The sequence below is a fragment of the Cupriavidus basilensis genome, assembly GCF_000876015.1.
Lineage (GTDB): Bacteria > Pseudomonadota > Gammaproteobacteria > Burkholderiales > Burkholderiaceae > Cupriavidus > Cupriavidus basilensis_B.
In genome coordinates, this window is record NZ_BBQM01000020.1 from 1 (window position 1) to 26160 (window position 26160).

26 protein-coding genes are annotated in these 26160 nt (G+C 66.6%); 13 read left to right on the forward strand and 13 right to left on the reverse strand.

What is annotated here, in order from left to right; genetic code table 11:
* Positions 1-18 precede the first annotated feature (18 nt).
* Entirely contained in the window at positions 19-492 is a 474-nt protein-coding gene (locus KF708C_RS34780; RefSeq protein WP_197090407.1) for an HNH endonuclease, read from the reverse strand.
* A gap of 79 nt (positions 493-571) precedes the next feature.
* Here KF708C_RS34780 and KF708C_RS37060 point away from each other — a divergent pair, with 79 nt between their 5' ends.
* Positions 572-661: a DUF2514 family protein gene (locus KF708C_RS37060; RefSeq protein WP_156173921.1), complete on the forward strand. Its 90-nt coding sequence runs from the start codon at positions 572-574 to the stop codon at positions 659-661.
* 233 nt (positions 662-894) lie between these two features.
* Here KF708C_RS37060 and KF708C_RS21860 read toward each other — a convergent pair whose 3' ends face one another.
* Positions 895-2454, reverse strand: a complete 1560-nt coding sequence (locus KF708C_RS21860) for a sensor domain-containing diguanylate cyclase (protein WP_197090408.1) — start codon at positions 2452-2454, stop codon at positions 895-897.
* Positions 2455-2931: 477 nt separating this feature from the next.
* Positions 2932-3465 carry a GNAT family N-acetyltransferase gene (locus tag KF708C_RS21865; RefSeq protein WP_059413283.1) on the reverse strand — a complete coding sequence of 178 codons (534 nt, stop codon included), beginning with the start codon at positions 3463-3465 and terminating at the stop codon, positions 2932-2934.
* A 212-nt stretch (positions 3466-3677) separates the two neighbouring features.
* Here KF708C_RS21865 and KF708C_RS21870 point away from each other — a divergent pair, with 212 nt between their 5' ends.
* Positions 3678-4193: a cytochrome b gene (locus tag KF708C_RS21870; RefSeq protein ID WP_059413284.1), complete on the forward strand. Its 516-nt coding sequence runs from the start codon at positions 3678-3680 to the stop codon at positions 4191-4193.
* A gap of 57 nt (positions 4194-4250) precedes the next feature.
* Here the strand turns inward: KF708C_RS21870 and KF708C_RS21875 are convergent, their stop codons facing one another.
* Together KF708C_RS21875 and KF708C_RS21880 are read right to left on the reverse strand one after the other, a co-directional pair.
* Positions 4251-5600 carry a sensor histidine kinase gene (locus KF708C_RS21875; protein ID WP_059413285.1) on the reverse strand — a complete coding sequence of 450 codons (1350 nt, stop codon included), beginning with the start codon at positions 5598-5600 and terminating at the stop codon, positions 4251-4253.
* Positions 5601-5602: 2 nt separating this feature from the next.
* Positions 5603-6259, reverse strand: a complete 657-nt coding sequence (locus tag KF708C_RS21880) for a response regulator transcription factor (RefSeq protein ID WP_029043439.1) — start codon at positions 6257-6259, stop codon at positions 5603-5605.
* Between the two features lie 299 nt (positions 6260-6558).
* Here KF708C_RS21880 and KF708C_RS21885 point away from each other — a divergent pair, with 299 nt between their 5' ends.
* Positions 6559-7254: a VIT1/CCC1 transporter family protein gene (locus KF708C_RS21885; RefSeq protein ID WP_029043440.1), complete on the forward strand. Its 696-nt coding sequence runs from the start codon at positions 6559-6561 to the stop codon at positions 7252-7254.
* 231 nt (positions 7255-7485) lie between these two features.
* Here KF708C_RS21885 and KF708C_RS21890 read toward each other — a convergent pair whose 3' ends face one another.
* The 6 genes from KF708C_RS21890 to KF708C_RS21910 all read right to left on the reverse strand — a co-directional run bounded on the left by KF708C_RS21890 (position 7486) and on the right by KF708C_RS21910 (position 15715).
* Positions 7486-9744, reverse strand: coding sequence for a hypothetical protein (locus tag KF708C_RS21890; protein ID WP_059413286.1), 2259 nt, complete (start codon positions 9742-9744; stop codon positions 7486-7488).
* A gap of 88 nt (positions 9745-9832) precedes the next feature.
* The gene (locus tag KF708C_RS21895; protein ID WP_020202277.1) at positions 9833-12094 is read right to left on the reverse strand and encodes a phosphocholine-specific phospholipase C; all 2262 of its coding nucleotides are present in this window, start codon (positions 12092-12094) and stop codon (positions 9833-9835) included.
* A gap of 49 nt (positions 12095-12143) precedes the next feature.
* On the reverse strand, positions 12144-12305 hold the full coding sequence (locus KF708C_RS35825) for a hypothetical protein (protein WP_020202278.1): 162 nt from the start codon (positions 12303-12305) through the stop codon (positions 12144-12146).
* 218 nt (positions 12306-12523) lie between these two features.
* Positions 12524-13282 (reverse strand): DeoR/GlpR family DNA-binding transcription regulator, encoded by a 759-nt coding sequence (locus KF708C_RS21900; RefSeq protein WP_020202279.1) that lies wholly within the window; start codon positions 13280-13282, stop codon positions 12524-12526.
* Between the two features lie 429 nt (positions 13283-13711).
* The gene (locus KF708C_RS21905) at positions 13712-14695 is read right to left on the reverse strand and encodes a Bug family tripartite tricarboxylate transporter substrate binding protein (protein WP_059413287.1); all 984 of its coding nucleotides are present in this window, start codon (positions 14693-14695) and stop codon (positions 13712-13714) included.
* A gap of 210 nt (positions 14696-14905) precedes the next feature.
* On the reverse strand, positions 14906-15715 hold the full coding sequence (locus KF708C_RS21910; RefSeq protein WP_059413288.1) for an IclR family transcriptional regulator: 810 nt from the start codon (positions 15713-15715) through the stop codon (positions 14906-14908).
* Positions 15716-15971: 256 nt separating this feature from the next.
* Here KF708C_RS21910 and KF708C_RS21915 point away from each other — a divergent pair, with 256 nt between their 5' ends.
* From KF708C_RS21915 to KF708C_RS21950, 8 genes are all read left to right on the forward strand, one after another.
* Positions 15972-16790: an enoyl-CoA hydratase-related protein gene (locus tag KF708C_RS21915; protein WP_059413289.1), complete on the forward strand. Its 819-nt coding sequence runs from the start codon at positions 15972-15974 to the stop codon at positions 16788-16790.
* A gap of 58 nt (positions 16791-16848) precedes the next feature.
* On the forward strand, positions 16849-17748 hold the full coding sequence (locus KF708C_RS21920; RefSeq protein WP_059413290.1) for an SDR family oxidoreductase: 900 nt from the start codon (positions 16849-16851) through the stop codon (positions 17746-17748).
* A gap of 3 nt (positions 17749-17751) precedes the next feature.
* Positions 17752-18417: a 3-oxoacid CoA-transferase subunit A gene (locus tag KF708C_RS21925; protein ID WP_059413291.1), complete on the forward strand. Its 666-nt coding sequence runs from the start codon at positions 17752-17754 to the stop codon at positions 18415-18417.
* Positions 18414-19112: a 3-oxoacid CoA-transferase subunit B gene (locus KF708C_RS21930; protein ID WP_020202285.1), complete on the forward strand. Its 699-nt coding sequence runs from the start codon at positions 18414-18416 to the stop codon at positions 19110-19112. The genes KF708C_RS21925 and KF708C_RS21930 overlap by 4 nt, the downstream gene beginning before the upstream one ends.
* 10 nt (positions 19113-19122) lie before the next feature.
* Positions 19123-20109: an NAD(P)H-dependent flavin oxidoreductase gene (locus tag KF708C_RS21935; protein ID WP_059413292.1), complete on the forward strand. Its 987-nt coding sequence runs from the start codon at positions 19123-19125 to the stop codon at positions 20107-20109.
* 66 nt (positions 20110-20175) lie between these two features.
* A complete protein-coding gene (locus KF708C_RS21940) occupies positions 20176-20640 on the forward strand; it encodes a MaoC family dehydratase (protein WP_059413293.1) in 465 nt (154 codons plus the stop codon).
* A complete protein-coding gene (locus KF708C_RS21945; RefSeq protein ID WP_020202288.1) occupies positions 20637-21017 on the forward strand; it encodes a Zn-ribbon domain-containing OB-fold protein in 381 nt (126 codons plus the stop codon). Before KF708C_RS21940 ends, KF708C_RS21945 begins: the two co-directional genes overlap by 4 nt.
* Positions 21014-22174 (forward strand): thiolase, encoded by a 1161-nt coding sequence (locus KF708C_RS21950; protein WP_059413294.1) that lies wholly within the window; start codon positions 21014-21016, stop codon positions 22172-22174. The genes KF708C_RS21945 and KF708C_RS21950 overlap by 4 nt, the downstream gene beginning before the upstream one ends.
* A gap of 66 nt (positions 22175-22240) precedes the next feature.
* Here KF708C_RS21950 and KF708C_RS35830 read toward each other — a convergent pair whose 3' ends face one another.
* Positions 22241-22402, reverse strand: a complete 162-nt coding sequence (locus KF708C_RS35830; RefSeq protein WP_156173916.1) for a hypothetical protein — start codon at positions 22400-22402, stop codon at positions 22241-22243.
* A 41-nt stretch (positions 22403-22443) separates the two neighbouring features.
* On the reverse strand, positions 22444-23094 hold the full coding sequence (locus KF708C_RS21955; protein ID WP_059413295.1) for a GntR family transcriptional regulator: 651 nt from the start codon (positions 23092-23094) through the stop codon (positions 22444-22446).
* Between the two features lie 335 nt (positions 23095-23429).
* Here KF708C_RS21955 and ggt point away from each other — a divergent pair, with 335 nt between their 5' ends.
* The gene (gene ggt / locus KF708C_RS21960) at positions 23430-25022 is read left to right on the forward strand and encodes a gamma-glutamyltransferase (RefSeq protein WP_020202292.1); all 1593 of its coding nucleotides are present in this window, start codon (positions 23430-23432) and stop codon (positions 25020-25022) included.
* Positions 25023-25122: 100 nt separating this feature from the next.
* A complete protein-coding gene (locus tag KF708C_RS21965) occupies positions 25123-26064 on the forward strand; it encodes a Bug family tripartite tricarboxylate transporter substrate binding protein (RefSeq protein ID WP_020202293.1) in 942 nt (313 codons plus the stop codon).
* The last annotated feature ends 96 nt before the right edge of the window (positions 26065-26160 follow it).

The following is a 26160-nucleotide window of genomic DNA, read 5'->3' on the forward strand; positions in this document are numbered from 1 at the left end:
TGATTCATTGATTCCGCGCTAGATCGAACATCCTTCGTGAAACCTTCGCTTTGCCTCTAAGTACACCGCGTGCGCTTCTTCTGCGGTGTCAAAGGTGCCCAAGTAGTACTTCTTGCCGTTGGCTGTTATCCCCGCTTGCCACTTGGCGTTTTTTTTGTGCCAACTGACCCCGAGAAGCTTTGCCTGATTCGTGGCTTTCGCTCTGCGTTGGTTCTCTGCATTAAGTTTCGATGAGCCATCCCTCAGATTCTTGAGGCGGTTATCGGATGGGTTGCCGTTGATGTGGTCGATCAATGTTTCTGGCCATGCTCCATATGCCAGGAACCAAACAAGCTGGTGCGCCTTTATCTCGCATCCGTCAATATGGATGGAGACATATCCACTTGACCTTCTATGCCCAGCGGGGCGAGGCTTCCATGTGAAGACACCAGTCTCAGGTTCGTAGTCGAGAAGTTCGCGAACGCGATCGGCGGTAAGATCTTTCTTAGCCATGATGCAGGTCCTTTCTGCGGATTGGTTAGAGCGCATCGGGTGCTGGAACATCTGATGCGCTCGCCTATTGTAACCGCTTATATGTCAGAACGCTGAATATGCCGACAGCGCCCGCGTCGCCGGTCAAGCCTGCGAACGTTCCTATGATGCGCTGACGCCCAGAGATTGATCTGTCCTATAGGGGAGATGCCTGCACAGTAAAATCAAGCACTTAGGAGCGGTCAGCATGGAGTGCTATAGGGAGGCTAAACAGCGATATTCTTTTTAAAATCAATGGGATATGGTAGATTGCAGTACAGGTTAATAGCCTATCGGGGGTTCGAATCCCCCTCTCTCCGCCAGGATCCCATAAGCCCTTGATTCTTCAAGGGCTTTTTTCATGGCTTCTCCGCCAGGTACCCCTCACAGGGGGACCTCTTTCCCTAATGGGAATGGACTGGGTTCATACTTCACAAGCCATCGCAAGCCGATCCCGTCCAGCCGCTTTGGCGCGGTACAGTGCTTGGTTGCCGCCTCGACCAACCCTTGCCACCGATCTAGCTTCGAGCCGGAGACGGAGGCAATCCCGACACTCGCGCTCACGCGCCCAAACGGACTGGTTTCGTGGCGGATATTCTGCTGCCGCAACCGCTCCAGGATACGTTGCGCGACCACCTGTGCCCCGGCGCCGTCGGTATTGGGCAAGATGACGCCTATCTCTTCTCCACCATACCGCGCCACCAAATCGGACGGCCGTCGCACGCAATCCTCCAGCACTTTTGCAACCTTCTGCAAACAGGCGTCTCCGGCGAGATGGCCATGGGTGTCGTTAAACCTCTTGAAATAGTCGATGTCGATCATCAGCAATGCCAATGGTGTCCCGTCCCGATGTGCCCGCTTCGTTTCCGTGGCAAGCGTCTCGTCAAAGCATCGCCGGTTCGCCAGACCGGTCAGTGCGTCTTTCATCGCCAGCAATTCCAGTTGCTGATTCGAACAGAGCAATTTTTCTTGCGTGACCAGCAATTCCCCTTCGACCTCGGTTCGCCGATTGATGTCCCGGATCAACAGCCAGCCGATAAGGCCGGTGAGTCTCAGCAGGCTGGACACCACGCCTATCGACAGCAGTGCGTTTAACTGCCACGCAGCCAATACTTCATGCCTGCCGAGTGCGACGGTAGTCACCAGTGGCAGCATGGCACTCTTGCGAAAGGCGTAGAGCCGCTCCACCCCGTCCAGAGTGGAGGTGTACGAAGCCGTACCGACCGATTGGTCGACAAGGTACTTGGCATAGATCGGGGACTGTAAAAAATTACGCCCCATGATGTCTTGCTCGCGAAATGGATAGCGAACCAGCATCGAACCATCCGTATAGGTCACCCCGATGGCGCCACCCCGTCCCACGTCGATCTGCCCGAACAGCCGCAGGAAGTTTTCCACGTCCAATGCCACGACCACTACCCCGGTAAATTTCCCGTGAGCTTCATTGAAACGCCGACTGACGGTGATGATCCATTTGTGGGTGGCGCGGCTGCGAATCGGTTTCCCGATGAATGGCTCCCGGGATGGATCGTCACGGTGATGAATGAAATAGGCGCGACCTTTACAGGAAACCCCAGACAGATCCGGCCGATTCGAGAACATCAGGGCGCGGCCCTGGTCATCGCAGATGGCGACACCGTTTAGTTGTGGCATCTGGGGCCGCTGTCGGCCGACCAGTGCTTCCAGCCGCTGGATCTGGGCGGGGCCGCTGCCATCTATTTCCAGGCGATCGGCAAGCCCGAGCGAGAACATCGCGCTTTGCCGAACGATGTCTTCAGAGTAAGTCGCGAGCGCCTGGGTAAGGTTCAACCCGTGGATGCTCGCATTCTTCAGCGTCCGATCTCGGGATGCCACAACGTTCCAGATTGTCAGCAGCGCCAGGGAGCAGCCGCTAACGAGCTGCAAAAGTATGACGAGGTGGATGTCACGCTTCGATTTTCTCAAGAATGCAAACCCCCGTGGAATCTGGGGGGCTCGCCTTGCCGTCAAGGGGGAAATGGTATGAAGATTGACCACCCTGAATACGGAATAGCATATGGCAATAACAGGTTCTTACGCAGACGTGTCATTATACGTCTATTGATATGCAGGAAAAAGGCGGATAGCGGTCAAGATCGTACCTGTTGCAAGGATTCATCACCTGTGAATGCATCGCAGATGCGCAAGATCCGGGAAGTCACCTATGTCCTTAATTGAGGTGGGATGAGATTTTCCAGGATTTGGCAGGGCACATACTCCGAAAAAGGAGGGGGTAAGAGTCTAGTGTAAATTGAGTGCTGGAGATCTGGTGAGGCACGTTAACCAGAGGGGAAGGGGTTCATATTCGTGAATCAAGAGCGTGCGGCGACGAAAAATCAATTTTGCGGCCTAATTTCATGCCGCGGCTATTCAGGGTTCACGGAATTTTGATGGCTGATCGCGTTATTCTTCAATAGACCACTCTTTGCGAAGCATAGCGTACTGCATGGTGTTCTCGTAGATGGGTACGCCGTGACTGTCGTTCTTGAAGGACACAAATTCCTTGAAAATTCCATCCTGTCGCATACCAAGTTTTTCGCAAAGTCGCCGGGATGGCGCGTTGGTGTCTTCCACATATGCATAAAGGCGACGTGCAGCGCTTTCTGAAAAAAGACTGGCTATCAGGGCCTTTGCCGCCTCATACGCATAGCCCATTCCGCCGAATTCAGGGTTGAAATTCCAGCCGACCGAGAAGGTATCTTGTTCCTGCACTGCAAAAAGATCCCCGATAAGTCTGCCTGATCTCCGCAGGCATACCGCAATATACTCATCACTTTCACTTCGCTTTTTAGCCTCGCCTTCGGCCTCGGCCATGTCTTTCAGGGCAAGCGAGAGAAAGCAATTGGAGGCCGGCTTGTGCAAATATTCGAAGAGGTCCGCGGCATCCTCCTGAACGAAACGCCTCAGAATGAGCCGGTCAGTTTCAATTGTTTTCATGGTAACGCGAATTGCATTATTCGAATTTCGATTTTATATGGGTGAATTTCATTCTTGAGTTCGCTGCGTGGAGTATAGCCATTTTAAGAATTTCATCAACGATGTCCTTGCGTCCATAAGGGGCGGCGTCGGAAACCTGTTTGATTTTCAGGCTGGCGTCAGCTTGGCCGGGTCTACTAGGCGACATGGTTATCGTCATGGAAAGACATCCGATGGAACACAAGGTCCAGCACTACTCAAGATTCATGATCGTTCTGCACTGGCTTACCGCGCTCTGCGTGGGGATCGCATGGTTGCTCAGCGAGGGTGGGCCGGCGGTCGTGCGCAATCCGCCGACGTGGCATTTCATGTTCGGACTGGCCGTGCTGCTGCTGGTAGTGCCGCGTATCGGCGCGCGGCTGGCTGGTGGCGCGCCTCCGCTCGACGCGGGTAGCCCGCCGTTGCTGCAGCTTGCCGCCAAGGTCGGTCATGGGGTGCTTTATCTGTTCCTGATCGCCATGCCGTTGACGGGCTGGTACGCCGCCTCGGCGCTGGGTATCCCGGTCACGGTGTTCGGGGTGGCCTTGCCGGCGCTGACGGATCCGGTCCAGCCACCGCCGGGCTTCGTTGCTGAACTCCACAGCACGGGCGGTTCCGTGTTTCTGGTCATCGCGGGCCTGCACGGACTCATGGCGCTGTATCACCATTTCGTACTGAAGGACGACACGCTGCGGCGCATGACACTCTGATCCGGCTGCGTTGCGCTGTCGATGCCTGCCGCCGGCCGTGGCTGGCGGCTGCGGAAATCATGGCATCGAAGGTGGTTCGTCCGGCCATGCGATGATGGCCTCGAAGCCATCGCTTCTTCCGCTCGCGGGCGAGCGAAGCGTCAGGCTTCCGCCGGTCTGGTCCATGATGGCGCGAACGATGGACAGGCCCAGGCCGGTTCCCGCGGCCGACGTGACGCCGCGCCTGAAGGGCTCGGTGATCCGCGGCAGCATTTCGGTCGGGACCACCGGCCCCCGATTGACCACGCGAACCTGCTGGCCCGGTCCGGCGATCACGTCGACCGGGCCGTCCGCTGCGCCGTGGAGCAGGGCATTCTGGATCAGGTTGCGCACGGCGATGGCAAAGGCGTCGAGATTGATCCGGCGCGTCAGGACCAGTCCATCGCAGACCTGCAGCGTCACCCGGGCTGGCGTGCCGGAGGTCGGCTGGAAGTCCCGCACCACCAGGCGCAGCGCGGGAAGGAGGTCGGACGCCGTTTGCGCCTGGGCGAAGCCCGCGTCGAGCCGGGCGAGCTGCAGCAGCTTTTCGGACAGGCGCGACAGATGCCGCAGGGAAAGCTCGACCTCCTTCAGGCGCTGGCCCGCTGGCTGATCACCAAGCTCGACGGCCAGCAGCTGCGTTTGCGCCAGGGCGCCGGCGATCGGGGTTCGCAGCTCATGCGCGCTGCTGGCCGCGAAGGCGCGTTCCGCGTCCAGCGCCGCGCTCAGGCGCTTGAGCAGGCTGGCCACCGCGTCGGCGATGGGCGCGAGTTCGGCGGGTTGTCCTTCTGTCGCCAGGGGAGACAGATTGTGGCTGCTCCGTTCGGAGATGTCGCGCGCCAGGCGCCCGACGGGCCGCATCGCGCGCTGGATCGCGATCCAGATGCCGGCGGCGGCCAGCGGTATCAGGCCGAGGAGCGGCCACAGTACCGCGTCGAGCGCCGCTCTGAGGGCCGCACGGCGATACCCCGTGTGCTCGACCAGGACGATCGAGAATCCGGAGCGGGGGTCCCGCTTCGAGAAAAGGCGCTTGCCGCCGAGTTCCGAAAACCCCGCCGCAACGGGCGCTGGCGGCAGGCTTTCCGGTGCGTCGTCCGTGCGCAGTACCACACGGCCGCGCGGGTCGATCAGGTAGTAGGTGAAGTAGGCCGTCCCCTGGTCGGGGTCGGCGCCCCGCACGCGATCCTGGCCATGCTCGTCCCCCTCCTGGATTTCATGCACGGCGAGCGGCAGCAGGCGCAAGGCGCCTTGCCGCAGCGATTGATCGAACGCTTCGTTGATCTGCGCGGACATGACCATGCCGGCGATGCTCGCAGCGCCGATCCAGAGCAGGGCCATGCTTGCCGAGACACCCGCGGCGAGCCGCCAGGCAATCGAAGGGCGCGCCATGTTCAGCCTTCCACCTGGTAGCCCAGTCCCCGGACGGTGTTCACGAAGTCCTTGCCGAGCTTCCTGCGCAGGCGGCTGACATAGACCTCGACCGCATTGCTTTCGATTTCCGCGCCGAATTCGTACAGCGAATCCTCGATCTCGCCCTTGGTGACGATCGCGCCGCGATGGCGGACGAGCCGCTCCAGGACCGCCCACTCCCGCGCGGTGAGCCCCGCGTCCTTGCCGTTCACCATTGCCCGCTTGCGGGCCAGGTCGATGGAGACCGGGCCGATGTCCCGCACCGGGTTGGGGTCGCCCGTGTAGCGGCGCGCCACGGCGGATATGCGCGCGTTCATTTCACTCAGATCGAACGGTTTGACCAGATAGTCGTCCGCGCCCGCGTTCAGCCCTTCGATCCGCACGGCGATCTGATCCTGCGCCGTGGCGATGATGACGGGAACCGGGTTGCGCGCGGCGCGCAGTTCGCGCAGCAGCGCCAGGCCGCAGCCGTCGGGCAGGCCGAGATCGAGGAGAACCAGTTCATAGGCGACGGTAGCCAGGGCCGACCGCGCCTCGTCGATGGTCCGCAGCCAGTCGACGCTGTGGCCGTTCAGTGCGATGTGGTCCCGCACGGCCGCGCCCAGCACCGGGTCGTCTTCGATCAGCAATGTCCGCATGAATCTCCTCCAGGAAGCCGACGCCCGAGCATGCCACGCCAGCCTGACGGGTGGCTGAACAACCGGCGGACCTTTTCAGGCTGGCGTCAGGTCTAGGTTGTCCAATGGCACGGGTGCTGTCATGGTAGCAACGCTTGATGCCAATATTCGGGATGCCGGCGCGGAAAAAGCCAAAAGGCTGGCCCGCGCGGCGTCATCTTCAAGAGAAAATGGATCGCCCGTGTCGGCCGGACGGGATCCCGCCATGCTCTGCGCGAGAGAGCGGGTGCTGAAACAAATACCGGAATCGGGGGAGTTGGATGCGTCGCACACATACGGAAAGACATCTGATCGCGCGCGTTGGTTGGCTGCGAGCCGCCGTGCTCGGCGCCAATGACGGGATCATCTCGACGGCGAGCCTGATCCTGGGCGTGGCCTCGGCAGCGGGTTCGCAAGGCAATGTCCTGCTGACGGGCGTGGCCGGTCTGGTCGCCGGCGCCATGTCGATGGCGGCGGGGGAATATGTCTCGGTCAGTTCGCAGTCCGATACCGAGGAAGCCGATCTCGCGCGGGAAAAATACGAACTCGCGAAGGATGTGGAGTTCGAGGAAAAGGAACTGGCGCATATCTATGTCTCCCGCGGCGTCGAGGCCGGACTTGCGCGCCAGGTGGCCCAGCAGTTGATGGCCAAGGATGCCCTGGGTGCCCATGCCAAGGATGAACTCGGCATTTCGGAGATCACCACGGCGCGCCCCGTGCAAGCCGCGCTGGCGTCGGCGGCGAGCTTCTCGGTCGGGGCGGCCGCTCCGCTCGCGCTCGTCGTGGCTTCGCCATCGAACTGGTTGTTGCCGGTGGTATCCGCTGGGTCCCTGGCGTTCCTGGGGCTGCTTGGCGTGGCCAGCGCCAAGGCCGGCGGCTCCGGCATCCTGAAGCCGACGATCCGCGTGGTGTTCTGGGGCGCGCTCGCAATGGCCGTGACTGCCGGGATCGGCGCCGCTTTCGGCGCGGCGGTCTGAAACGCTCCGGCGTGTGCGGCATGGATCGTTCCGGGGCCGCAGTACCATGCCGGCGACGCAGCGCATGTGCTCGATCCGGTCCCGCGGAATCCGCGTGCGCAAAAAAGAAAAGCCCCGCGGAAACAAATTCCGCGAGGCTTTCATCTTCCATCCTTCCATTGCGCCTGCCGGACCCGGGCCCAGCCAAGCGGGCCCGGAAATACCGACCCGCTCAAGCGCGCCGGATCCCGCTTACTTCGGCAGCAGGCCGGACAGCGGTTTCTGCGACAGGAACATCGAGCTCATCTCGTCCGCCGTCAAGGCGCGATTCCACATCGCCAGATCGGAGAAGGCCATCTGCATGGGCTTGTCGGACGTGGCGCGGCTGGGATCGTAGGATCCGGCGGTCTGCCCGTTCTTGACCATGTAGAACTTGCCCGTTCCATCCTCTCCCAGGCCGAAGCCGACTTCGCTTGCCTGGTTCACGCCAGCCAGGCCCGCGACGTTCATGCCGGCGGCGAACGCATGGGTCTGCGACTGGGTGCCCAGGATGGGATCGAACACGTAGCCCGACATGGTCTTCCCGCCGACGTCGACCACCAGCGCGAAGTACACCCACTGGTTTTCGCTGAACGGGATGTACGGGCTGTTGGTGTCGGTGCGGTGCGAGCCGTCCGCGACGTTGAACTCCGCGCCGCATCCGAACATGCTGATGATGATGCCCGCGGTGCCGCCGCTGGTGGCGTAGCCGGTCTTGTTGCTGAGGATGGGCTCGCCGACGGTGTTGGTGCTGCACGCGGGGGCCTTGTACCAGAAGCCGATGGTGAAGGCGCCGCTGCTGGCGATCGCGCTGTTCACCACGTCCTGCGCGGCGGACTGCGGCGTGAGCCGGTAGCCGTCGTAGCCGGCGGCGTTCGCGATGGCGGTGTCGATGAACAGGCCATGTCCGCCGAGCGGGTCGGCGGTGGTGGCGCCGCCGTTGGCATCGGCCGCCCACGGTCCCATCGTGCTGTGGCCGAGCGCATCGACGGGCGCGGTGAGCTGCGGGTCTTCGCCGAAGGGGTAGTAGACCGTCAGCCCGTTGGCGAGGGTGGTGGCCAGCGGCACCGGGGGCTGCGCCTTGATGTACGAGATCTGCGGCGTGAGCACGGCGCGGGCCGCCGTGCCCGCGACCACGGTGTAGCTGAACTGGTACTTGCCGGTCTTCAGTTCGTTCCGGTCGGCGAGCGGGTCGGTGTAGGTCGTCGTGCCCGCGGGCAGCGTGGCGATTGCCGTGCCGTCGCGCATCACGGTGATGGCCGCGCCGGCGGGCGCGGTCCAGTTGAGCACGGCGCGCGCGCGCGTGGTGGTGTCCTCGGCAATCTGGACGGTCAGCGCGGGAGGCTGCGCGCCGATCAGCTGGCCGCCGTCCATCGCGTAGTCCTGGCCGGCCGGCGTCTTGTCCAGATAGGCCAGCATGGTCGGGGCCACGTCCGCGATGCTGGCATATTGGTACAGCCCCGCGACGGTCGCCGGCAGCGCCGGGGTGGCGCCCCGCTGACCATTGTTCTCGTCCTGGTTGACGGCGATGAACGCGGCCGACTGCGGCACCTGGGGCAGCCCGTCGGCGCGGCCGTTGGCGTTCAGGCCGTGGCTCGAGGCCACCACGATCAGCCATTTGCTGTCGGGATTCCTGGCGGTTTCCGACAGCAGCGTGCCGACCGCCGCGTCCAGCTGCGCGAGCTTCTGCGCGTACTGGGACGAGGCCAGGCCATTGCCCAGCGCCACGTCCTCGGCGGAATGGTACTGGGCGACGATGGTCGCGTAGCCGCCGTTGCCGATCATCTGGACGGCGTTGCGCGTGACGCAGTCATCGGGGGTGGCGTCCTGGGAGCAGTCGGTCAGCGTGTCCAGCGCGCCCGCGGTGTGGTCGGATGCCAGCAGGGTCGCCAGCGGCGCCGAGGCGACGGTCGCCCCGGTCAGGTCCGTGCTGGCTGCCTTGACCCTGCCGAACAGGGTCTGCACGGCGGGTTTCTGGCCGGGCGCGATCGCGAAGATGCGATGCCGGCTGGCCCACGTTCCCGTCAGCAGCGTCGCCCATCCGGGCGCGTCCAGGTTGGGCTGCTGGCTGACGCTGTTGAGCACGCCGCCGCTGTAGGCGAGCTGCGGCTGGAGCTTGGCGAGATTCGGCAGCTGGCCCGACGCGATGCCCTGGCGCACGGCGTCGTACGTGACGCCGTCGAGATCGACGAACAGCGTGCGCTTGGCCAGGGTGGCGGACGGCGTGGGCGTGCCGGTGCCGGGGGGCGGCACGACGGGTGCGCCGGCGCTGGCGTTAGCGTCGTCGCTGCTGCCGCAGCCGCTCAGGGCGCTGCCCATGAGCCCGGCCAGGGCCAGCGTGCCGGCGAGTCTGGCCAGCGGCCAGCGCCGGTGTTGCGCGCGCTGGCGCGCGATGGCGGCGGCACTGTCGCGCGCCGCGGCCGGCGGCCGCGGACTGCCGCCCGCCCGCAGAGGATCGTATTGGATGTTCATGTTGTGGAATGGCTGGATTGGGGATGGATGTCGAGACCCTGGGGTCTGCCGTGTCCCGCCAGGCCGGCGCGCCGGCCTGGCATCGTTGCTATGCGCCCGCGCCCATCGCCGGGTCCGAGACGGTGTCCTTGCCGGTTTCGATCCGGCCGGCGAAACGGCGCTTGAACGACGGCGATGTGCTGGCGCCGACGCTGAAGTCGTACCAGTTGCCGCTGTCGGCGACCGGCCAGCTCAGTTCGCCCACCGAGTTCGGCGCCACCGTGGCCGTCCACGGGCCGTCGGTGTGATAGGCGTTCGCGGTGACGGTGAAGGTGCAGGGCTGGCTGCCCTTGTTGTACAGCTTGACGCTGACCGAGGCGGCGTCGCACGGCTGGTAGCAGACCTGGATTTCCGGGCTTGCCGTGCCGGTGGTTTCGTTCAGGTCGCCGGCGAATTCGCGGTGGTAGCCATTGGGGCCAAGCACCCAGAGGCGATACTTGCCGTTGTCGGCGGCGGTCGGCAGCCAGCTGCCGGTCAGCGACTTGTTGGCCTCGACCAGGTAGCGGCGCGGGATGAGGTCCAGGTGCAGCTGGTCGTAGACGTGGAAGAGCGCGCCCACGCCGTTGGTGCTGGCGTTGACGAATTCCAGCGTGACCGCGCCCGGCTGCGCGTTCGGATGCATGGTGGTATGCAGTTCGTAGGGCAGCGCGCGCGACGGCCGCGTGCCGGCCGCCTGGGCGGGCAGGGCGGAGGCGGGCGTGGCGCCGGGCACGGGAATGGCGGTCTTGGCGCTCTGCGCGATCGCCAGCGCGTCGGCGCTGACCTTGGTCATGCGGCCGGACAGGGTCGGCACTACGGCGGCGTTCGGGTTCACGAAGTCGAAGCACGAGGTCAGGTCGCCGCAGACGGTGCGGCGGTAATTGCTGATCTGGGGCTCGACCACGCCGAAACGCTTTTCGAGGAACATCAGCGTCGACGTGTGATCGTAGACCTGCGAGTTGACGAAGCCGCCGCGGCTCCACGGGGAAATCACGAACATCGGCACGCGCGGGCCCGGGCCGTAGGGGCGGCCGTCTATCGCGGGCTGGTTGCTCGTGGCCGGTGTGTAGGTGTGATACTCCGGCGCCATGTCGCTGTCCGAAAGCGTGCTGCCGCCCGCCAGCGTGCCGTCCGTATTGCGCGACGGCGCGCTCGGCGGCGGCAGGTGGTCGAAGAAGCCGTCGTTCTCGTCATAGTTGACCAGCAGCACGGTCTGGCTCCAGATCTCGGGGTTCGCGGTCAGGGCGTCCAGCACCTGCTGCACGTACCAGCCGCCCTGCGCCGGGCTGGAGGGGCCGGGATGCTCGCTGTATTGCGAGGGCGGAATGATCCAGGAGACCGACGGCAGCGTGCCGTTCTGCACATCGTTGCGGAACGTCTCGAGCAGGCCTTCCGGCATGGTGTTGCCAAAGCCCTTGGCCAGCGGGCTCAGCGCGTCGTCGATCTCCGGGTTGTAGACCGGGCCGGCCGCCGTCGGCGACTGCGCCAGGCTTTCCGTCGCCACGTACAGCGGCCGGCGCGTCGAGGGCATCTGCTCGATGGCCTTGCGCCAGTGGCGAAAGCCCATCATTTCATTGCAGCCGAAGTTGTCGATCAGGCTTTGGTAGACCTTCCAGCTGACGCCCGCGCGCTCCAGGCGGTCGGCGTACGTGGTCCACGTCCAGCCGGTGGTGGAGGCGCCGATGTCGTTGCCGCCGTTGAATTCGTTGTTCAGCCCCGCGACCGCGACCGGCGCGTTGGTGTTCGGGTCCAGTCCGTTCGGGCCGTTGGTGCCGGTCCAGTAGAACAGGCGGTTGGCGATGGTGCCGGTGTGCATGCCGCAGTGATAGGCGTCGCACACCGTGAAGGCGTCGGCGAGCGCGCGCTGGAACGGCACTTCCGCGGTGTCGTAGTAGCCCATCGAGAGCGGCGTCTTCGCGTTCGGCCAGGCCGCCATGCGGCCGTGGTCCCAGGCGGCCTGCGCGTCGTTCCACGTGTGCGGCGTGCCGCCGGCGCGCTGCGCGTTGCCTGCGGTCCCGTCGAGGTGATACGGGATGAGGGTGGTGGCGCCGTAGTTCTGGTAGAAGATGTTGGCGGTGTTCGCGGACGGAACCGGGAAGCGGTCCCCGTAGCCGCGCACGCCCTTGTGCGTGCCGAAATAGCTGTCGAACGAGCGGTTCTCCAGCATCACCATCACCACGTACTTGACGTCCTGGATGGAGCCGGTGGCGTTGTTGGCCTCGATGGCCAGCGCGCGCCGGATGCTCGGGGGGAAGGTGGAGAGCGTCGCGACCGCGGCGGCGGTGCCAAGGGACGAGCGCAGGAACTTGCGTTTGGAAGGATTGAAGGTCATACCGGATCAGGGATTGTGGGTGACTCGGACAGGCTCGGGCGCGCCCCGGTCAGGGCGCCGGCGCGCAGTGCACCGTGGTGCAGGCCGCCGGCGTGGAGGCGCCGCCGCCGGTATTGCCGGGGTTGGCCGGGGTGGTCGGCGTCGTCGCGTTGTCATCGCCACCGCAGCCGCCCAGCAACAGCACGATGCATAGCGCACCAATGCCCAGCATGGATCGGCCTGTTGCTTGATGTGTAGGGATCGGTCTAGTCATGAGATTGGTCAGTTGCAGTCCGAGCACGAGTCGTTGTGATGGGCTTCGTGGTCAATCGAGCGGTGCGCAATGCGCGGGTATCGCGATGACCGCGGGCGTACCTGGAGCAGGCTCGGCTGCGAGGGAAAAGGTGTTCCGGTACGCTTCATGGGGTGTTTTCGACGCCACGAGGGCGTTCAGCAAAGGTGCGTCTCCACGCCCGCGCGCTCGCAGAGCGCCTGCAGTTCGGCGGAGGCGTCGGCATCGGTGAAGAAGTGGTCGACCTGCTCGAGCCGCGCCACCCGGCAGGGCGCCTCGCGCAGGAACTTGCTGCTGTCGGCAAGCAGCAGCCTGCGGTGGCTGTGCGTGAGGAGGACCTGCGACAGCTCGGCTTCGTCCGGCTGGAATTCGTAGAGCGTGCCGTCGGCGCTCACGGCGCCCACGCCGCAGATCGCGAAGTGCGCGCGGAACTTGCGCAGGAAGTCGAGCGTGGTGCTTCCCATCACGTCGCGGTCGGCGGGCCGCAGCTTGCCGCCGGCCACCCAGGTCTCTATCTCGGGTTTGTCGGCCAGGGCCCGCACGGCATCGATGTTGTTCGTCACCACGCGCAGCGGCCGGTCCGGCGGCAGGGCGCGCGCGAATTCCGCCACCGTGGTGCCATAGCCAAGAAAGATCGTCGCGTCGTCCTGCATGAGGCCGACGGCCGCCTGCGCGATGCGGCGCTTGCGCTCGATCTGGACATTGCTTCTCTGCAGGAAACTCTGGTTGTGCTGGTTCGTCGGCAGGCTCAGCCCGCCGTGCACGCGCCTGACCAGGCCTTGCTCATCGAGATCGTTGATGTCGCGCCGGATCGTCTGGCTGCTCACGTTGAAGCGGCTGGCCAGTTGCTCGGTGCTCAGTTGGTCGACTTCGTGCAGCCAGTCGAGGATGTCCCGTTGTCGGCGGCTCAGGCTCATTGTTCATTCGCTCAAGATTTATGTTCGAATGAAAATTTACCCGCCGAATGTGACGGCAAAATGATATCGGCGGCGAAAGCGTGGATAGTTTTGGCCGCTTCCGGCGCGTTTCCGGTGCGCTGTCGGCGGGCTTCCAGCGGGCGGACAGGGTCGCGGGAGGTCGTGCGGAAGAGGAAGGCGCCGGGTTCGCCGTCATCGGCGATGACGGCGTTCAGGCGCTCACGGGGCCTGCATCCCGCTGTCTGGCCGTATCTTCAGGCGGACAGGCTTGCGTATCGACGCGGTGCGTCGGCGCCCGGATGGCGACGGCTCCGGGCGGGCCGCGCGGATCGGCCGGCCTGGCCGGGTGCGCGCGCGGGTCGCGGGGAAATGCCGCGTGCCCGCGTCTGTGGCGGTCACGTGGCAGTCATGCGGCGGGGGGCGGCGTCCTCAGTTCGTCGCCTTGATGTTCAGCCGGTGGATGATCTCCCCGAAGCGCTTCACCTCGGACCGATAGAACGTGTTGAGCGCCGCCGGCGTGGTGTAGGCCGCGTCCGCGCCTTGCGATGCCATCGCCTTCTTGACGTCGCTGCGCGCCAGCGCCAGCTTGAGTGCGCCGTTGAGTTTTTCGATGGTGGCCGCGGGCGTTCCCGCGCGCGTGAACAGCGCATACCACTGCGCGAAGTACAGGCCCTTGAAGCCGGCCTCTTCCAGCGTGGGGACGTCGGGCAGCGAGCTGCTGCGCTTCGGGCTGGCCACCGCGAGGATGCGGATCTTGCCCGACTGCAGCATCGACGCCGCCGAGGCTACGCCGACGAAGGCCATCGAGACCTGGCCGCCCATCGCGTCGGCCGCGGCGGGGGCGTCGCCCTTGTAGGGCACGTGGACCATGTCGAGCCCCGCCGCCGCGTTGAATGCCTCGCCGGCGAGGTGGCCGGTGCCGCCGATGCCGCTGCTGCCGTACGACAGTTTGGACGGATTGGCCTTGCCGTAGGCAATCAGTTCGGCCACGGTCCTGACGTTGAGCTTGGCGTTGACCGCCAGCACGATGGGCACCGAGCCCACCATGCCGATGGGGGCGAAGTCCTTCACCGGGTCATAGGTCACGTCGGGATACAACGTGGGGTTGGTGCCGTGCGTCGCGCTATTGCCCATGAGGACCGTATAGCCGTCGGGCTGGGCCTTGGCAACGAAGCTGGCGCCGACCACGCCGTTGGCGCCGGCGCGGTTGTCGACGACGATGGTGGTCTTCAGTTCGTCGCCCATGTGCTGGGCCATCAGGCGCGTCAGAAAGTCGTTGGCGCCGCCGGCCGCGTAGGGCGAGACGAACTGGATCGGGCGGTCGGGGAACTCGGCCCGCGCCGACGTCGCGATACCCAGGCCGACGATCAATGCCGCGGCGGCGCGCAGCCCCAGACGATGAAAGCAGAACATGTCTTCCTCCTGTGCCTTCGTTGGCACGATTAGTTAGGTGTATTCCCGTGCGGTGCCTCGTCACCACTGCCGTGTCGAGGCATCGCAGGTACGGCAAACAGTCTAAGTACCTGCGACTGTCTTTTGCACATGACGCGGGCAGTTTCAGGTCCACTACTTGAACTATCGCGTTGCCCGCGGAGCGGCGTCGCTGCGTCGCGTCAACAGAGGTCAATAGAGCTTGGTGAGATTCGCCAGTTCGTCCTCGATCGAACGGATGGCGTCGCCGAGGCAGTTCACCACGGTTTCGGTCCGCTCCTTGCCCAGCCGGGTGGCCAGCGTCGACACGCTGATCGCCGCCGCGGGCGTGCCGTCGGGATAGCGGATGACCATGCCGACGGACATCACCGCGGGCGAGTCGAACACCTTGTTCGTGGCATAGCCGCGCCGGCGCGTCTCCGCGATGCTCGCCTGCAATGCCGCCAGCGAGTAGCGCGGATTCTTGCGCTGGGTGCGCGCCACGTTCACCTTGCAGATGCGGTCGACCTCCTCGTCGGGCAGCGCGCTGAGCAGCGCCAGCCCGGTCGCGCCGATGTTCAGGGGCCGGTGCCGTCCCACGTCGAGGATGAACAGCTTGATCGGGAAGTTGCCATCGGCGCGCGCCACGCAGACGTTGTCGAAGCCGGAGCGCACGGTCATGAAGACGGTATCCCCGGTCTGGTCCGCGATGGATTGCAGGTAGGGCTTGCAGATGTCCCGCAGCGAGAGCTTGGGCGCGGCCGCGAGGCCCATCTCGTAGAGCAGCGGGCCGAGGTAGTAGCGCTTGGTGGTCTCGTCCTGCCGGATCAGCTGCTCGGCGATCATGCCCTGCAGGATCCGGTGCGCGGTGGGCCGCTCGATGCCGACGCGCCGGTACAGGTCCACCAGGCGGATGCCGCTGCGGTTGTTGGCCGTGATCAGCCGCAGCAGCGCCACCGCGCGATGCAGGGTCTGCGTGCCGGCGGCGGCGCTGGCCAGGACATTGGGCTTGGACGGGCTCATGGCATTTTCATTCCGAGCGGTTCTCATTATGTGGACCGTATCGTCCATCGTCTTGGGCAGGCTGTATATGGCCTGGACTCATGAAGTCCATATTTTGGACTTCATATGGCGGCCCGCTCGCGCTTGCTGTCATTCTTCGCTCCGGCAGCGGCGCATCGCGGATGACCGCCCGGAGGCGAGGCGGTCGACGAGACGCCTGGCCGGACAAGACAAGACTGGAGACACGCTGCGCTGCAGCAAGGCGCGGCACACGGCAATGGAAGACACACACCTGCTTGCGGTGCGTCAGGACGGCGTACTGACCCTGACGCTCAACCGCCCCGAACGGCGCAATGCGCTGAGCCCACAGTTGTACGAAAACCTGCGCGAGCAGTTGTCCCTGGCGGCGGCGGACGATGCGATCGGCGCCGTGGTGCTCACGGGCGCCGGCGGCGCGTTCTGCGCCGGCGGCGACGTGGCGCGCATGGCCGACGCGTCGGCGGCCGAGACCCTGTCGTTCGAGGCCCGCGCGAACCGGCTGCGCCGGCGCGCCGAGATCTGCGAACTGCTGCACGAGATGCCCAAGCTGACGCTGGCCATGATCCGCGGCGCGGCCGTCGGCGCGGGGCTGTCGATCGCGCTGGCCTGCGACATGCGCATCGGCGACGACACCGCGCGGCTCAAGACCGGCTTCATCGACGTCGGCGTGCCCGGCGATTTTGGCGGCCACTATTTCCTGCCGCGCATCGTGGGCGCGGCGCGCGCCCGCGAACTCTATCTCTGCTCGCCGCTGCTCGACGCCGGCCAGGCCGCCGCACTGGGCCTGCTCAACCAGAAAGTCGCCGCGGAGCAGCTCGAAGCCGTGGTCATGGCCATCGCCAGGCATTGCGCAAGCCATTCGCGCACGGCGGTCGGCTACATGAAGCGCAACCTCAATGACGCGCTGGGCGCCACGCTCGGCGAAGTGCTGGATGCCGAGGCATGGCGCCACGTGCGCTGCACCGAGACGCCCGAGCACCGCGAGGCGGTGCGCGCGCGCGCGGCCCGACGCCGGGCGGCGACGGGCGCGGAGGGCGGCGGCGCGACACCCGCGTGAGCCGGGCAGGGCAGAGCAGTTTCTTCCATTTTTCCCCTTCTTTTTCAGGATGACATCGATGAGCAAGGTTTGTCAGGACCGCGTCGTGATCGTGACGGGCGCCGCCCGTGGAATCGGACGCGAATACGCGTTGCATCTGGCCGCGCATGGCGCCAGGGTGGTCGTCAACGACCTCGGTAGTTCCCGCGAGGGCATCGGCCAGGACATGTCCGCGGCGCAGGCGGTGGTCGACGAGATCGTCCATGCCGGCGGCCAGGCCGTGGCCAACGGCGACAACATCGCCGACTGGGAAGGCGCGCGGCGCCTGATCGCGCATGCGGTCGAGCATTTCGGCCGGCTCGATGCGCTCGTCAACAACGCCGGCATCCTGCGCGACCGCACCATGGTCAACATGGAAGAGGGCGAATGGGATGCCGTGGTGACCGTCCACCTGAAAGGCACCTTCGCGCCGTCGCACCATGCCGCGGTCTACTGGCGCGCCACGCAGAAGGCCACGGGCGAGCCGGTCAACGGCCGCATCATCAACACGACGTCGTCGTCGGGCCTGTTCGGCAACATCGGGCAGACCAACTACGGCGCGGCCAAGGCCGGCGTCGCGGCGCTGACCGTCATCGGCGCGCGCGAGCTCAAGCGCTATGGCGTCACCGTCAATGCCATCTGCCCGCATGCCCAGACCCGCATGACCGAAGGCCTGCGCGAGCGCACGCCCGAGGAGATCGCCGCGCGCCATCCGCGCTGGATCGCGCCCGTGGTGGTGTGGCTGGCCGGCGCCGACAGCGGCGCGGTGACGGGGCGCGTGTTCGAGGTCGGCGGCGGCCATCTGGCCGCGCTGGAAGGCTGGCACCGCGGGCCGTCGGCCGAGCCGGTGGACGATGCCGGCAAGATCGGGCCGGTCCTGAGCGACCTGGCCGCGCGCGCGCGCCGCAATGCCGACATGAAAGGCAACGACCTGGACTGAGCAATGATCGATAAGCGCTGCAAGAACGTAGCCGACGCCATCGCGGGGATCCGCGACGGCGCGGTGCTGCTGGTCGGCGGCTTCGGCACGTCGGGCCGGCCCACCCGGCTGATGGAGGGCGTGCTGGAGCTGGGGGTGCGCGACCTGACCATCGTGGCCAACAACGCGACCATCGGCACCGACATCGTGGGGGACCTGATGCGGGCCGGCCGCATCCGCAAGATCGTGTGCTCGTTCCCGCGCGGGCTGACCGGAAAGACCATCTTCGACGAGCTCTACCACGCCGGCCGCATCGAGCTGGAACTGGTGCCGCAGGGCACGCTGGCCGAGCGCATCCGCGCCGGTGCGGCCGGCATCGGCGGCTTCTTCACGCGCACGGCCGCCGGCACCGAACTGGCCCGAGGCAAGGAGACGCGCGAGATCCGCGGCGAGCTGTACGTGCTGGAGGAGCCGATCACCGGCGACGTGGCGCTGATCAAGGCGCAGCGCGGCGACCGCTGGGGCAACCTGGTCTATCACCGCGGCGCCCGCATCAACAACCCGGTCATGGCGGGGGCCGCCAGGCTTGCCGTGGCGCAGGTGAGCGAGTTCGTCGAACTGGGCGCGCTGGACCCGGAGCACGTGGTGACGCCCGGCATCTTCATCGACCGGCTCGTGGAGGCGAAATGAGCAAAGGACTGAGCAAAGGGCTGAGCCGCGAGGACATGGCGCGCGTGGCCGCCGGCGATATCCCCGACGGCAGCTGCGTGAACCTCGGCATCGGCCTGCCGACGCTGATGGCCGACTACGTGCCCGCCGGCCGCGAACTGCTGTTCCACAGCGAGCAGGGCCTGCTGGGGCTGGGACCGAAGGCCGCGCCCGGCGAGGAAGACGAGGACGTGCTCAATGCCGGCAAGGAATTCATCACGCTGCTGCCGGGCGCGTCGGTGTTCAGCCACAGCGACTCCTTCCTGATGGTGCGCGGCGGACATATCGACATCGCCTGCCTGGGCGCGTTCCAGGTCGCGGCCAACGGCGATCTCGCCAACTGGTCCACCGGCCTGCCCGGACAGATTCCGGGCGTGGGCGGCGCGATGGACCTCGCCTGCGGCGCTGCCCAGGTGTGGGTGCTGATGGAGCACTGCACGAAGGACGGCAAGCCGCGCATCCTGGACGCCTGCACCTATCCCCTGACCGCCGCGCGCTGCGTGGACCGGATCTACACCGACCTGGCCGTGATCGACGTCACGCCGCGCGGCCTGGTGGTGCGGCGCATGGCGCGCGGCCTCGACTTCGCCACCTTGCAGCAATCGACCGCGGCCCCGCTGACCCTGGCGCCGGACTGCGGACCCTACGCGCCGGACGCCGGCCACACTGAACGTTGATCGAGTCACCATGAAAACAGCGATTACGAAACTGCTCGGCATCGAGCACCCGATCGTGCAGGGCGGCATGCAGTGGGTCGGCCGGGCGGAGCTGGTGGCGGCGGTCTCCAACGCCGGCGCGCTGGGCATCCTGACGGCGCTGACGCAGCCCTCGCCCGAGGCGCTGTCAGCCGAGATCGCGCGCACGCGGACCATGACGGACAAGCCCTTCGGCGTGAACCTGACCTTCCTGCCGACGCTCAAGCCGGTGCCCTACGAGGCCTATCGCGACGCCATCATCGATGCCGGCGTGACGATCGTCGAGACCGCCGGCAACAATCCCTCGCAGCACCTGCCCGCGTTCAAGCGGGCGGGCATCAAGGTGATCCACAAGTGCACCACCGCGCGGCATGCGCTCAAGGCGCAGCAGATGGGGGTGGATGCCGTCAGCATCGACGGCTTCGAGTGCGCCGGGCACGTCGGCGAGGAAGACATCCCGGGCCTGATCCTGATCCCGGCCGCGGTGGCGCAGCTCGACATCCCGGTCATCGCCTCCGGCGGATTCGGCGATGCGCGCGGGCTGGTGGCGGCGCTGGCGCTGGGCGCCGAGGGCATCAACATGGGCACGCGCTTCATGTGCACCCGCGAGGCGCCGATCCACGACCGCATCAAGCAGGCCATCGTGGCCAACAGCGAGCGCGACACCTGCCTGATCCTGCGCAGCCTGAAGAACAGCAGCCGGGTGGCGCGCACCGCGCTGTCCGAGAGCGTCATCGCGATGGAGCGCGCCGGCGCCACCATCCAGGAGATCGCCCCCAAGGTGGCCGGCGTGCGCGGCCGCGGCGTCTACGAGAACGGCGACGTGGAGGAGGGCATCTGGACCGTGGGCCTGGTGCAGGCGCTGATCGAGGACATCCCCACCTGCGCGGAGCTGGTGGGCCGCATCATCCGGCAGGCCGAGGCGCTGATCGCCGACCGGCTGGCCGGGCTGGCCGGCGTCCCGCTGCGCGCGGCGTAGTGGCGTAACGGAGCAACGGAGCAACGGCGAGACCCGCTCACCGACCGATCTTTCAAGGAGACTGCAATGCTGGAAGTAGAAACACCCGAGGACATGGCGCAGTATGTGGGCAAGCCGCTGGGCGTCAGCGACTGGCTGACGGTGGACCAGGAGCGCATCGATGCGTTCGCCCGCGTGTCGGGAGACGAGAACTGGATCCACGTGGACGTGGAGCGGGCGCGCCGGGAACTGCCCGGCGGCAAGACCATCGCGCATGGCATGCTGACGCTGTCGCTGGTCACGTACATGGGCGGCAACATCCTGCGCATCCGCCAGCGCTCGCGCGGCATCAACTACGGTTCGAACAAGGTCCGCTTCACCGCGCCGGTGCAGTGCGGCGCGCGCATCCGGCTGCACCGCACGCTCGAAAAGTACGAGGCCATCGACGGCGGCGCGCGGCTGACGTTCGGCAACCGGATGGAGATCGAGGGCATGGAGCGCCCCGCGCTGGTCGCGGAAACCGTGTCGGTCATCTACGCCCGGGGGGCATGATGGCCCCTGCCGCCCAATCCCCATACGAGGTCTACCTCGGCCACCTGCGCGAGGGCCGGCTTGCCTACCAGTTCAGCCCGGCCGCGGACCGCGCGGTGTTCTATCCCCGCGTGCTGTGCCCGTACACCGGTAGCACCGACCTGCAATGGCGCGTGAGCAAGGGCCTGGGCACGGTCTACAGCACGACCGTGGTCTACCCGCGCGACGGCGCGCCGTACAACGTGGCGCTGATCGACTGCGACGAAGGCTTCCGGCTGATGAGCCGCGTCGAGCAGATGCCCGCCGGCGCGGTGGCGATCGGCATGCGCGTATCGTTCCAGGTCCACGCGAATGGCGACGATCCCTATCCTGTTTTCCATCCGGTGACCGTGGCATGACATCCTCCCTCATCAAGCGCGGCAGCGCGGCCATCGTGGGCGCCGCCGAATCCGACCTGGGCGAAGTCGGCCCGGGATACACCCCGATCGACCTGATGGCGCAGGCCGTGCGGCGCGCGCTGGACGACTGCGGGCTGGCCCTGTCCGACGTCGACGGGCTTTTCTGCGCGACGTCGCAGAGCCGGCTGTCCGGCCTGGCGCTGGCGGAGTACCTGGGGTTGCCCGAAGCCTACGTGGACTCCACGTCGACCGGCGGCTCGTCGTTCATGCTGCACCTGGCGCACGCGCAAATGGCGATCGCCGCCGGCGCCTGCAAGGTTGCCGTCATCGCCTACGGCAGCACGCAGCGCTCGCTCGGCCGCAAGAACACCAGCGCGGCCGAGCCCAATCCGTACGAGTCGCCGTTCAAGCCGTTCATGCCGCCGACGGCCTATGCGCTGGCGGCCGCGCGCCACATGCACGAGTTCGGCACCACGCGCGAGCAACTGGCGGAGGTGGCGGTCGCCGCGCGGCAATGGGCGCTGCTGAACCCGGTGGCCTGGGAAAAGAAGCCGCTCACGGTGGAAGAGGTGCTGGGCGCGCGCATGGTGAGCTATCCGCTGACCATTCGCGATTGCTGCCTCGTCACCGATGGCGGCGGCGCCATCGTGGTGACGTCGGCCGAGCGCGCGCGCGGCATGCGCCGCCCGCCCGTGTATGTGCTGGGCGCCGGCACCGTCACCACGCATCACAGCATCTCCAGCATGCCCGACCTGACGCACAGCGGCGCGCGGCGCGCGGGCGAGATCGCCTACGCGATGGCGGGCCTGCGCCCGGCGGACGTCGACGTGGCGCTGGTGTACGACGCCTTCACGATCAACACGATCCTGTTCATGGAAGACCTCGGCTTCTGCGCCAAGGGCGAGGGCGGCGCGTTCGTCAGCGGCGGCCGCATTGCCCCGGGCGGCACGTTCCCGGTCAATACCAACGGCGGCGGGCTGTCCTACTGCCATCCGGGCATGTACGGCATGTTCCTGCTGATCGAGGCGGTGCGGCAACTGCGCGGCGAATGCGGCGCGCGCCAGGCGGCCGGCGCGGAGATCGCGCTCGCGCACGGAAACGGCGGCGTGCTGTCGTCGCAGAACACCGTCATTCTGGGGGCGGCGCACACGGTGTAGTTTCTCCGGGGCATGGCTATGGCCCTTCCGATTCCGATGTCGCCCGCAACCGCGCGTGCCCGGCCCTCACGCCTGCGCGGCGTTTCCCTCGGCGGCGGGATAGTCGGTGCAGCCGTGCTCCGCGCCGCCGAACAGCGAGCCGGCGTCGAACGCGGCGAGCGGCAGGCCTTCGGCCGCGCGCGGGAAGTCCGTTTGGCTAAAGCCGCCGCGGTTCTCGTACCCCGCCACCGGGACCGGCGGGGTGAGGGGGCCGGAGGGAGCGCGGCGCGTCAGCCGCCGCTCGCGTCGTCGATCTGGTCGCGCGCCACCGTGATGACTTCCATGACGCTGCTGCCGATGTGCCGCTTCATTGCCGTGGCCGCCGCCTCGGTCTGGCCGGCGCGGCTCAGGCGGATCAGCTCCATGTGTTCCTGGCGCGCCTGCAGGCGCTGCGGCACGCTGACCACGCGGAAGTTGAGGTAGCGCTCGGACTTCTCGTGCAGCGTGCGCACGATGTTCAGCGCGAACGGCCGGTTGGCCGGCCGGTACAGCGTTTCGTGCAGCTGCCAGTTGAGGCGGCTCCAGGCGTCGGCGGGAGCGCTGTCCATTTCATTCACCAGCGCCTCGGCGCGCGCCAGGTCCGCGGCCTGCAGCTGCGGCACGGCCAGGCGCAGCAGCCACGGCTCGAGCTGCACGCGCAGTTCGAAGAACTCCTGCACTTCGTCCACCGACAACTGCGCCACGTAGGCGCCGCGGTGCGGCTGCAGATTCACCAGGCCTTCGGAGCTGAGCAGGCGGATCGCCTCGCGCAGCGGGATGCGGCTCACGCCCAGTTCTTCCGCGAGCGCTTCCTGGCGCAGCGCCGAGCCCGGCGCGAGCTTGCCCGAGAGGATGCGCTGGCGCAGGTCGGCCGCCACCATTTCCACCGCGGTGGCGCGCACCAGGCGGGCGCCGCCAGGGCCGTCGGCCGTGGATGAGGAAGGGGAGGAAGAAGGCGCGGACATACGGGAAAAGTGGCTAGTCATGACGTGCTCGGCATTGTCTCTGATTTTGTGGCGCGGCTGCGGCTTGTTTTTTGCACAACGTCATTGTATATTAGATCCAATTTGTGAAAACAGCAAGACAGAACCGCATAGATCCACAATATCTACCCAGGTATCTGGCCAAGAAGGCCGGCGGTGCCTGCACATTGGATATTTGATTCAGTGCTGCGTGCGTGACCGGCCCCCTCGAAAAACTCCTTTCCCAAGACGTTCTACCAAAAATCCAAATGAGAATGCGCGACTTCGAAAGCCCTGGGCGCTCGTCCGTCATGGCCCGCAACGGCATGGTGGCGACCTCGCATCCGGCCGCCACCCTGGCGGCGGCGCAGGTGCTGGACGCCGGCGGCAACGCCATGGACGCGGCGGTGGCCGCCTGCGCGGTGCAATGCGTGGTCGAGCCGGGCTCCACCGGCATCGGCGGCGACTGCTTCGCGCTCTACGCCAGGAACGGCGGCGCGGACGTGGTGGCCTACAACGGCAGCGGCTGGGCGCCCTCGGGCATCAGCCCCGCGGCGCTGCGCGAGCGCGGCGTGACCTCGCTGCTGCGTCCCACCCCGCACGGCATCACCGTGCCGGGCGCCATCGACGCCTGGGACCGCTTGATCCGCGACCACGGCAGCCTGCCGCTGGCCGAGGTGCTGCGCCCGGCCATCCGCCACGCGGAAGAGGGCTACGCGATCACCCCGCGCGTGTCGCGCGACTGGACCCTGGCCGAGCCGCTGCTCAAGCGCAACGAGCACGCCGCGCGCGTGATGCTGCCGGGCGGCAGCGCGCCGCTGCCGGGCAGCGTGCACCGCCAGCCGGAACTGGCCGCCACGCTGCGGCTGATCGGGCAGAAGGGCCGCGACGGTTTCTACGCCGGCCCGGTCGCCGAGGAGATGGTGCGGTACCTGCAATCGCTGGGCGGCTTCCATACCGAGGCGGACTTCGCCGAATACCGCGGCAGCTACGTCACGCCGATCAAGACGCAGTTCCGCGGCTACGACATCCACGAATGCCCGCCCAACGGGCAGGGCGTGATCGCGCTGCTGATCCTGAACATCCTGGCCGGCTTCCCCGCCGACGGCGACCCGCTCTCGGCCGACCGCCTGCACCGCGAGATCGAGGCCACGCGCCTGGCCTACGCGGCGCGCGACGAGGTGCTGTGCGACCCCGACTTCACCGCGGTCGACGTGGAGCGGCTGCTGTCGCCGGCGTTCGCCGACGCGCTGCGCGCGAAGATCGACCTGGCGCGCGCCAGCGACGTGCCGCCGGTGATCGGCATGCCCGAGCACCTGGACACGGTCTACATCAGCGTGGTCGACAAGGACCGCAACTGCGCCAGCTTCATCAATTCGATTTTCTACGGCTTCGGCAGCGGCATCATGACGCCGACCACCGGCATCCTGCTGCACAACCGCGCCCAGAGCTTCTCGCTGCTGGACGGCCATCCCAACGCCATCGCGCCGCGCAAGCGGCCCATGCACACCATCATCCCCGGCATGGCGACCAAGGACGGCCGCGCCGCGCTCAGCTTCGGCGTGATGGGCGGACACTACCAGGCGATGGGCCACGCGCATCTGGTCTCCAAGGTGCTGGACTACGGCATGGACCTGCAGGACGCGGTGTCGCTGCCGCGGGTCTTTCCCACGCCGGGCAGCAACGCGGTCGAGATCGAGCGCACCGTGCCGGCCGAGGTGGTCGCCGAACTGCGCCGCCGCGGCTTCGAGATCGCGCCGCGCACCCGCCCGATCGGCGGGGCGCAGGTGATCCGCATCGACTGGGAGCAGGGCGTGCTCACCGGCGCGTCGGACCACCGCAAGGACGGCTGCGCCATCGGGCTCTGAGCGCGCCCGACTGCCCACCGGAAAGCAGCCACGCCACCCTTTTCCTCAACTCGCACGTTCGCTCATGAAATCGTTGCTTTCCGCGCTATGCGCTTGTCTGTTGTTCTCCTCCACGGCCGTGATGGCGCAGGGGGAAAAGGAAAAGGCGTGGCCCACCCAGCCGATCCGCCTGGTGGTGCCGTTCCCGCCGGGCGGCGCGGCCGACGGCATCGCGCGCATGCTGGCGCCGGCGTTCCAGCGGGAGCTCGGCCAGTCGATCATCATCGACAACAAGCCGGGCGCCTCCGCCGCCATTGCCAGCATCAACGTGCTGCAGTCGGCGCCCGACGGCTACTCGGTGATGATGAGCGGCTTCGCGCCGCTGATCACCAACCGCTTCACGCAGAAGAAGCTGGCCTACGATCCGGATGCCTTCACCCGCATCGGCCTGCTGTCGGCCACGCCCAACGTGCTGGTGGCGAGCATGAGCGCGCCGTTCAGGACGCTGCCGCAGATGGTCAGCTACGCCAAGGCGCATCCGGGCGAAGTCACCTTCGGCTCCTACGGCATCGGCTCGCTGGCGCACCTGTCGGGCGAGATGCTCAAGGGCGCGGCCCACATCGACATGCTGCACGTGCCCTACAAGGGCGCCAACCAGGCCGTGCCGGCGCTGCTCGGCGGCGAGCTGATGACGTACTTCGACGCGGTCGGCCCCACGCTGTCGCTGATCCGGCAGGGCAAGCTGCGCGCGCTGGCGGTGACGAGCGCGAAGCGCCTGCCGGCGCTGCCCGACGTGCCCACCGTGGCGGAGCAGGGTTATCCGGGCTTCGAGTCGACCTCGTGGAACGGCATCGTGGCGCCGCCGCACACGCCGGCCTACATCGTCGCGAAGTTCAATGCTGCCATCAACAAGGTGATGAGCGAGCCCGAGGTCAGGAAGAAGCTGGCCGACATCGGCACCGAGGCGCTCACCGGCAGCGTGGCCGACTTCGATGCCCGCCTCAGGAAGGAGATTCCGCGCGTGCAGGCGCTGGTCAAGCGCGCCGGCATCGAGCCCGAGTAACCGAGCCCGAATAACCGGGCCCGAATAACCGGGCCTGAGTAGTCGAGTCCGCGTAGTCCGGTCCGCGCAGTCCAGCCGGATTGACTCCGGCCAACG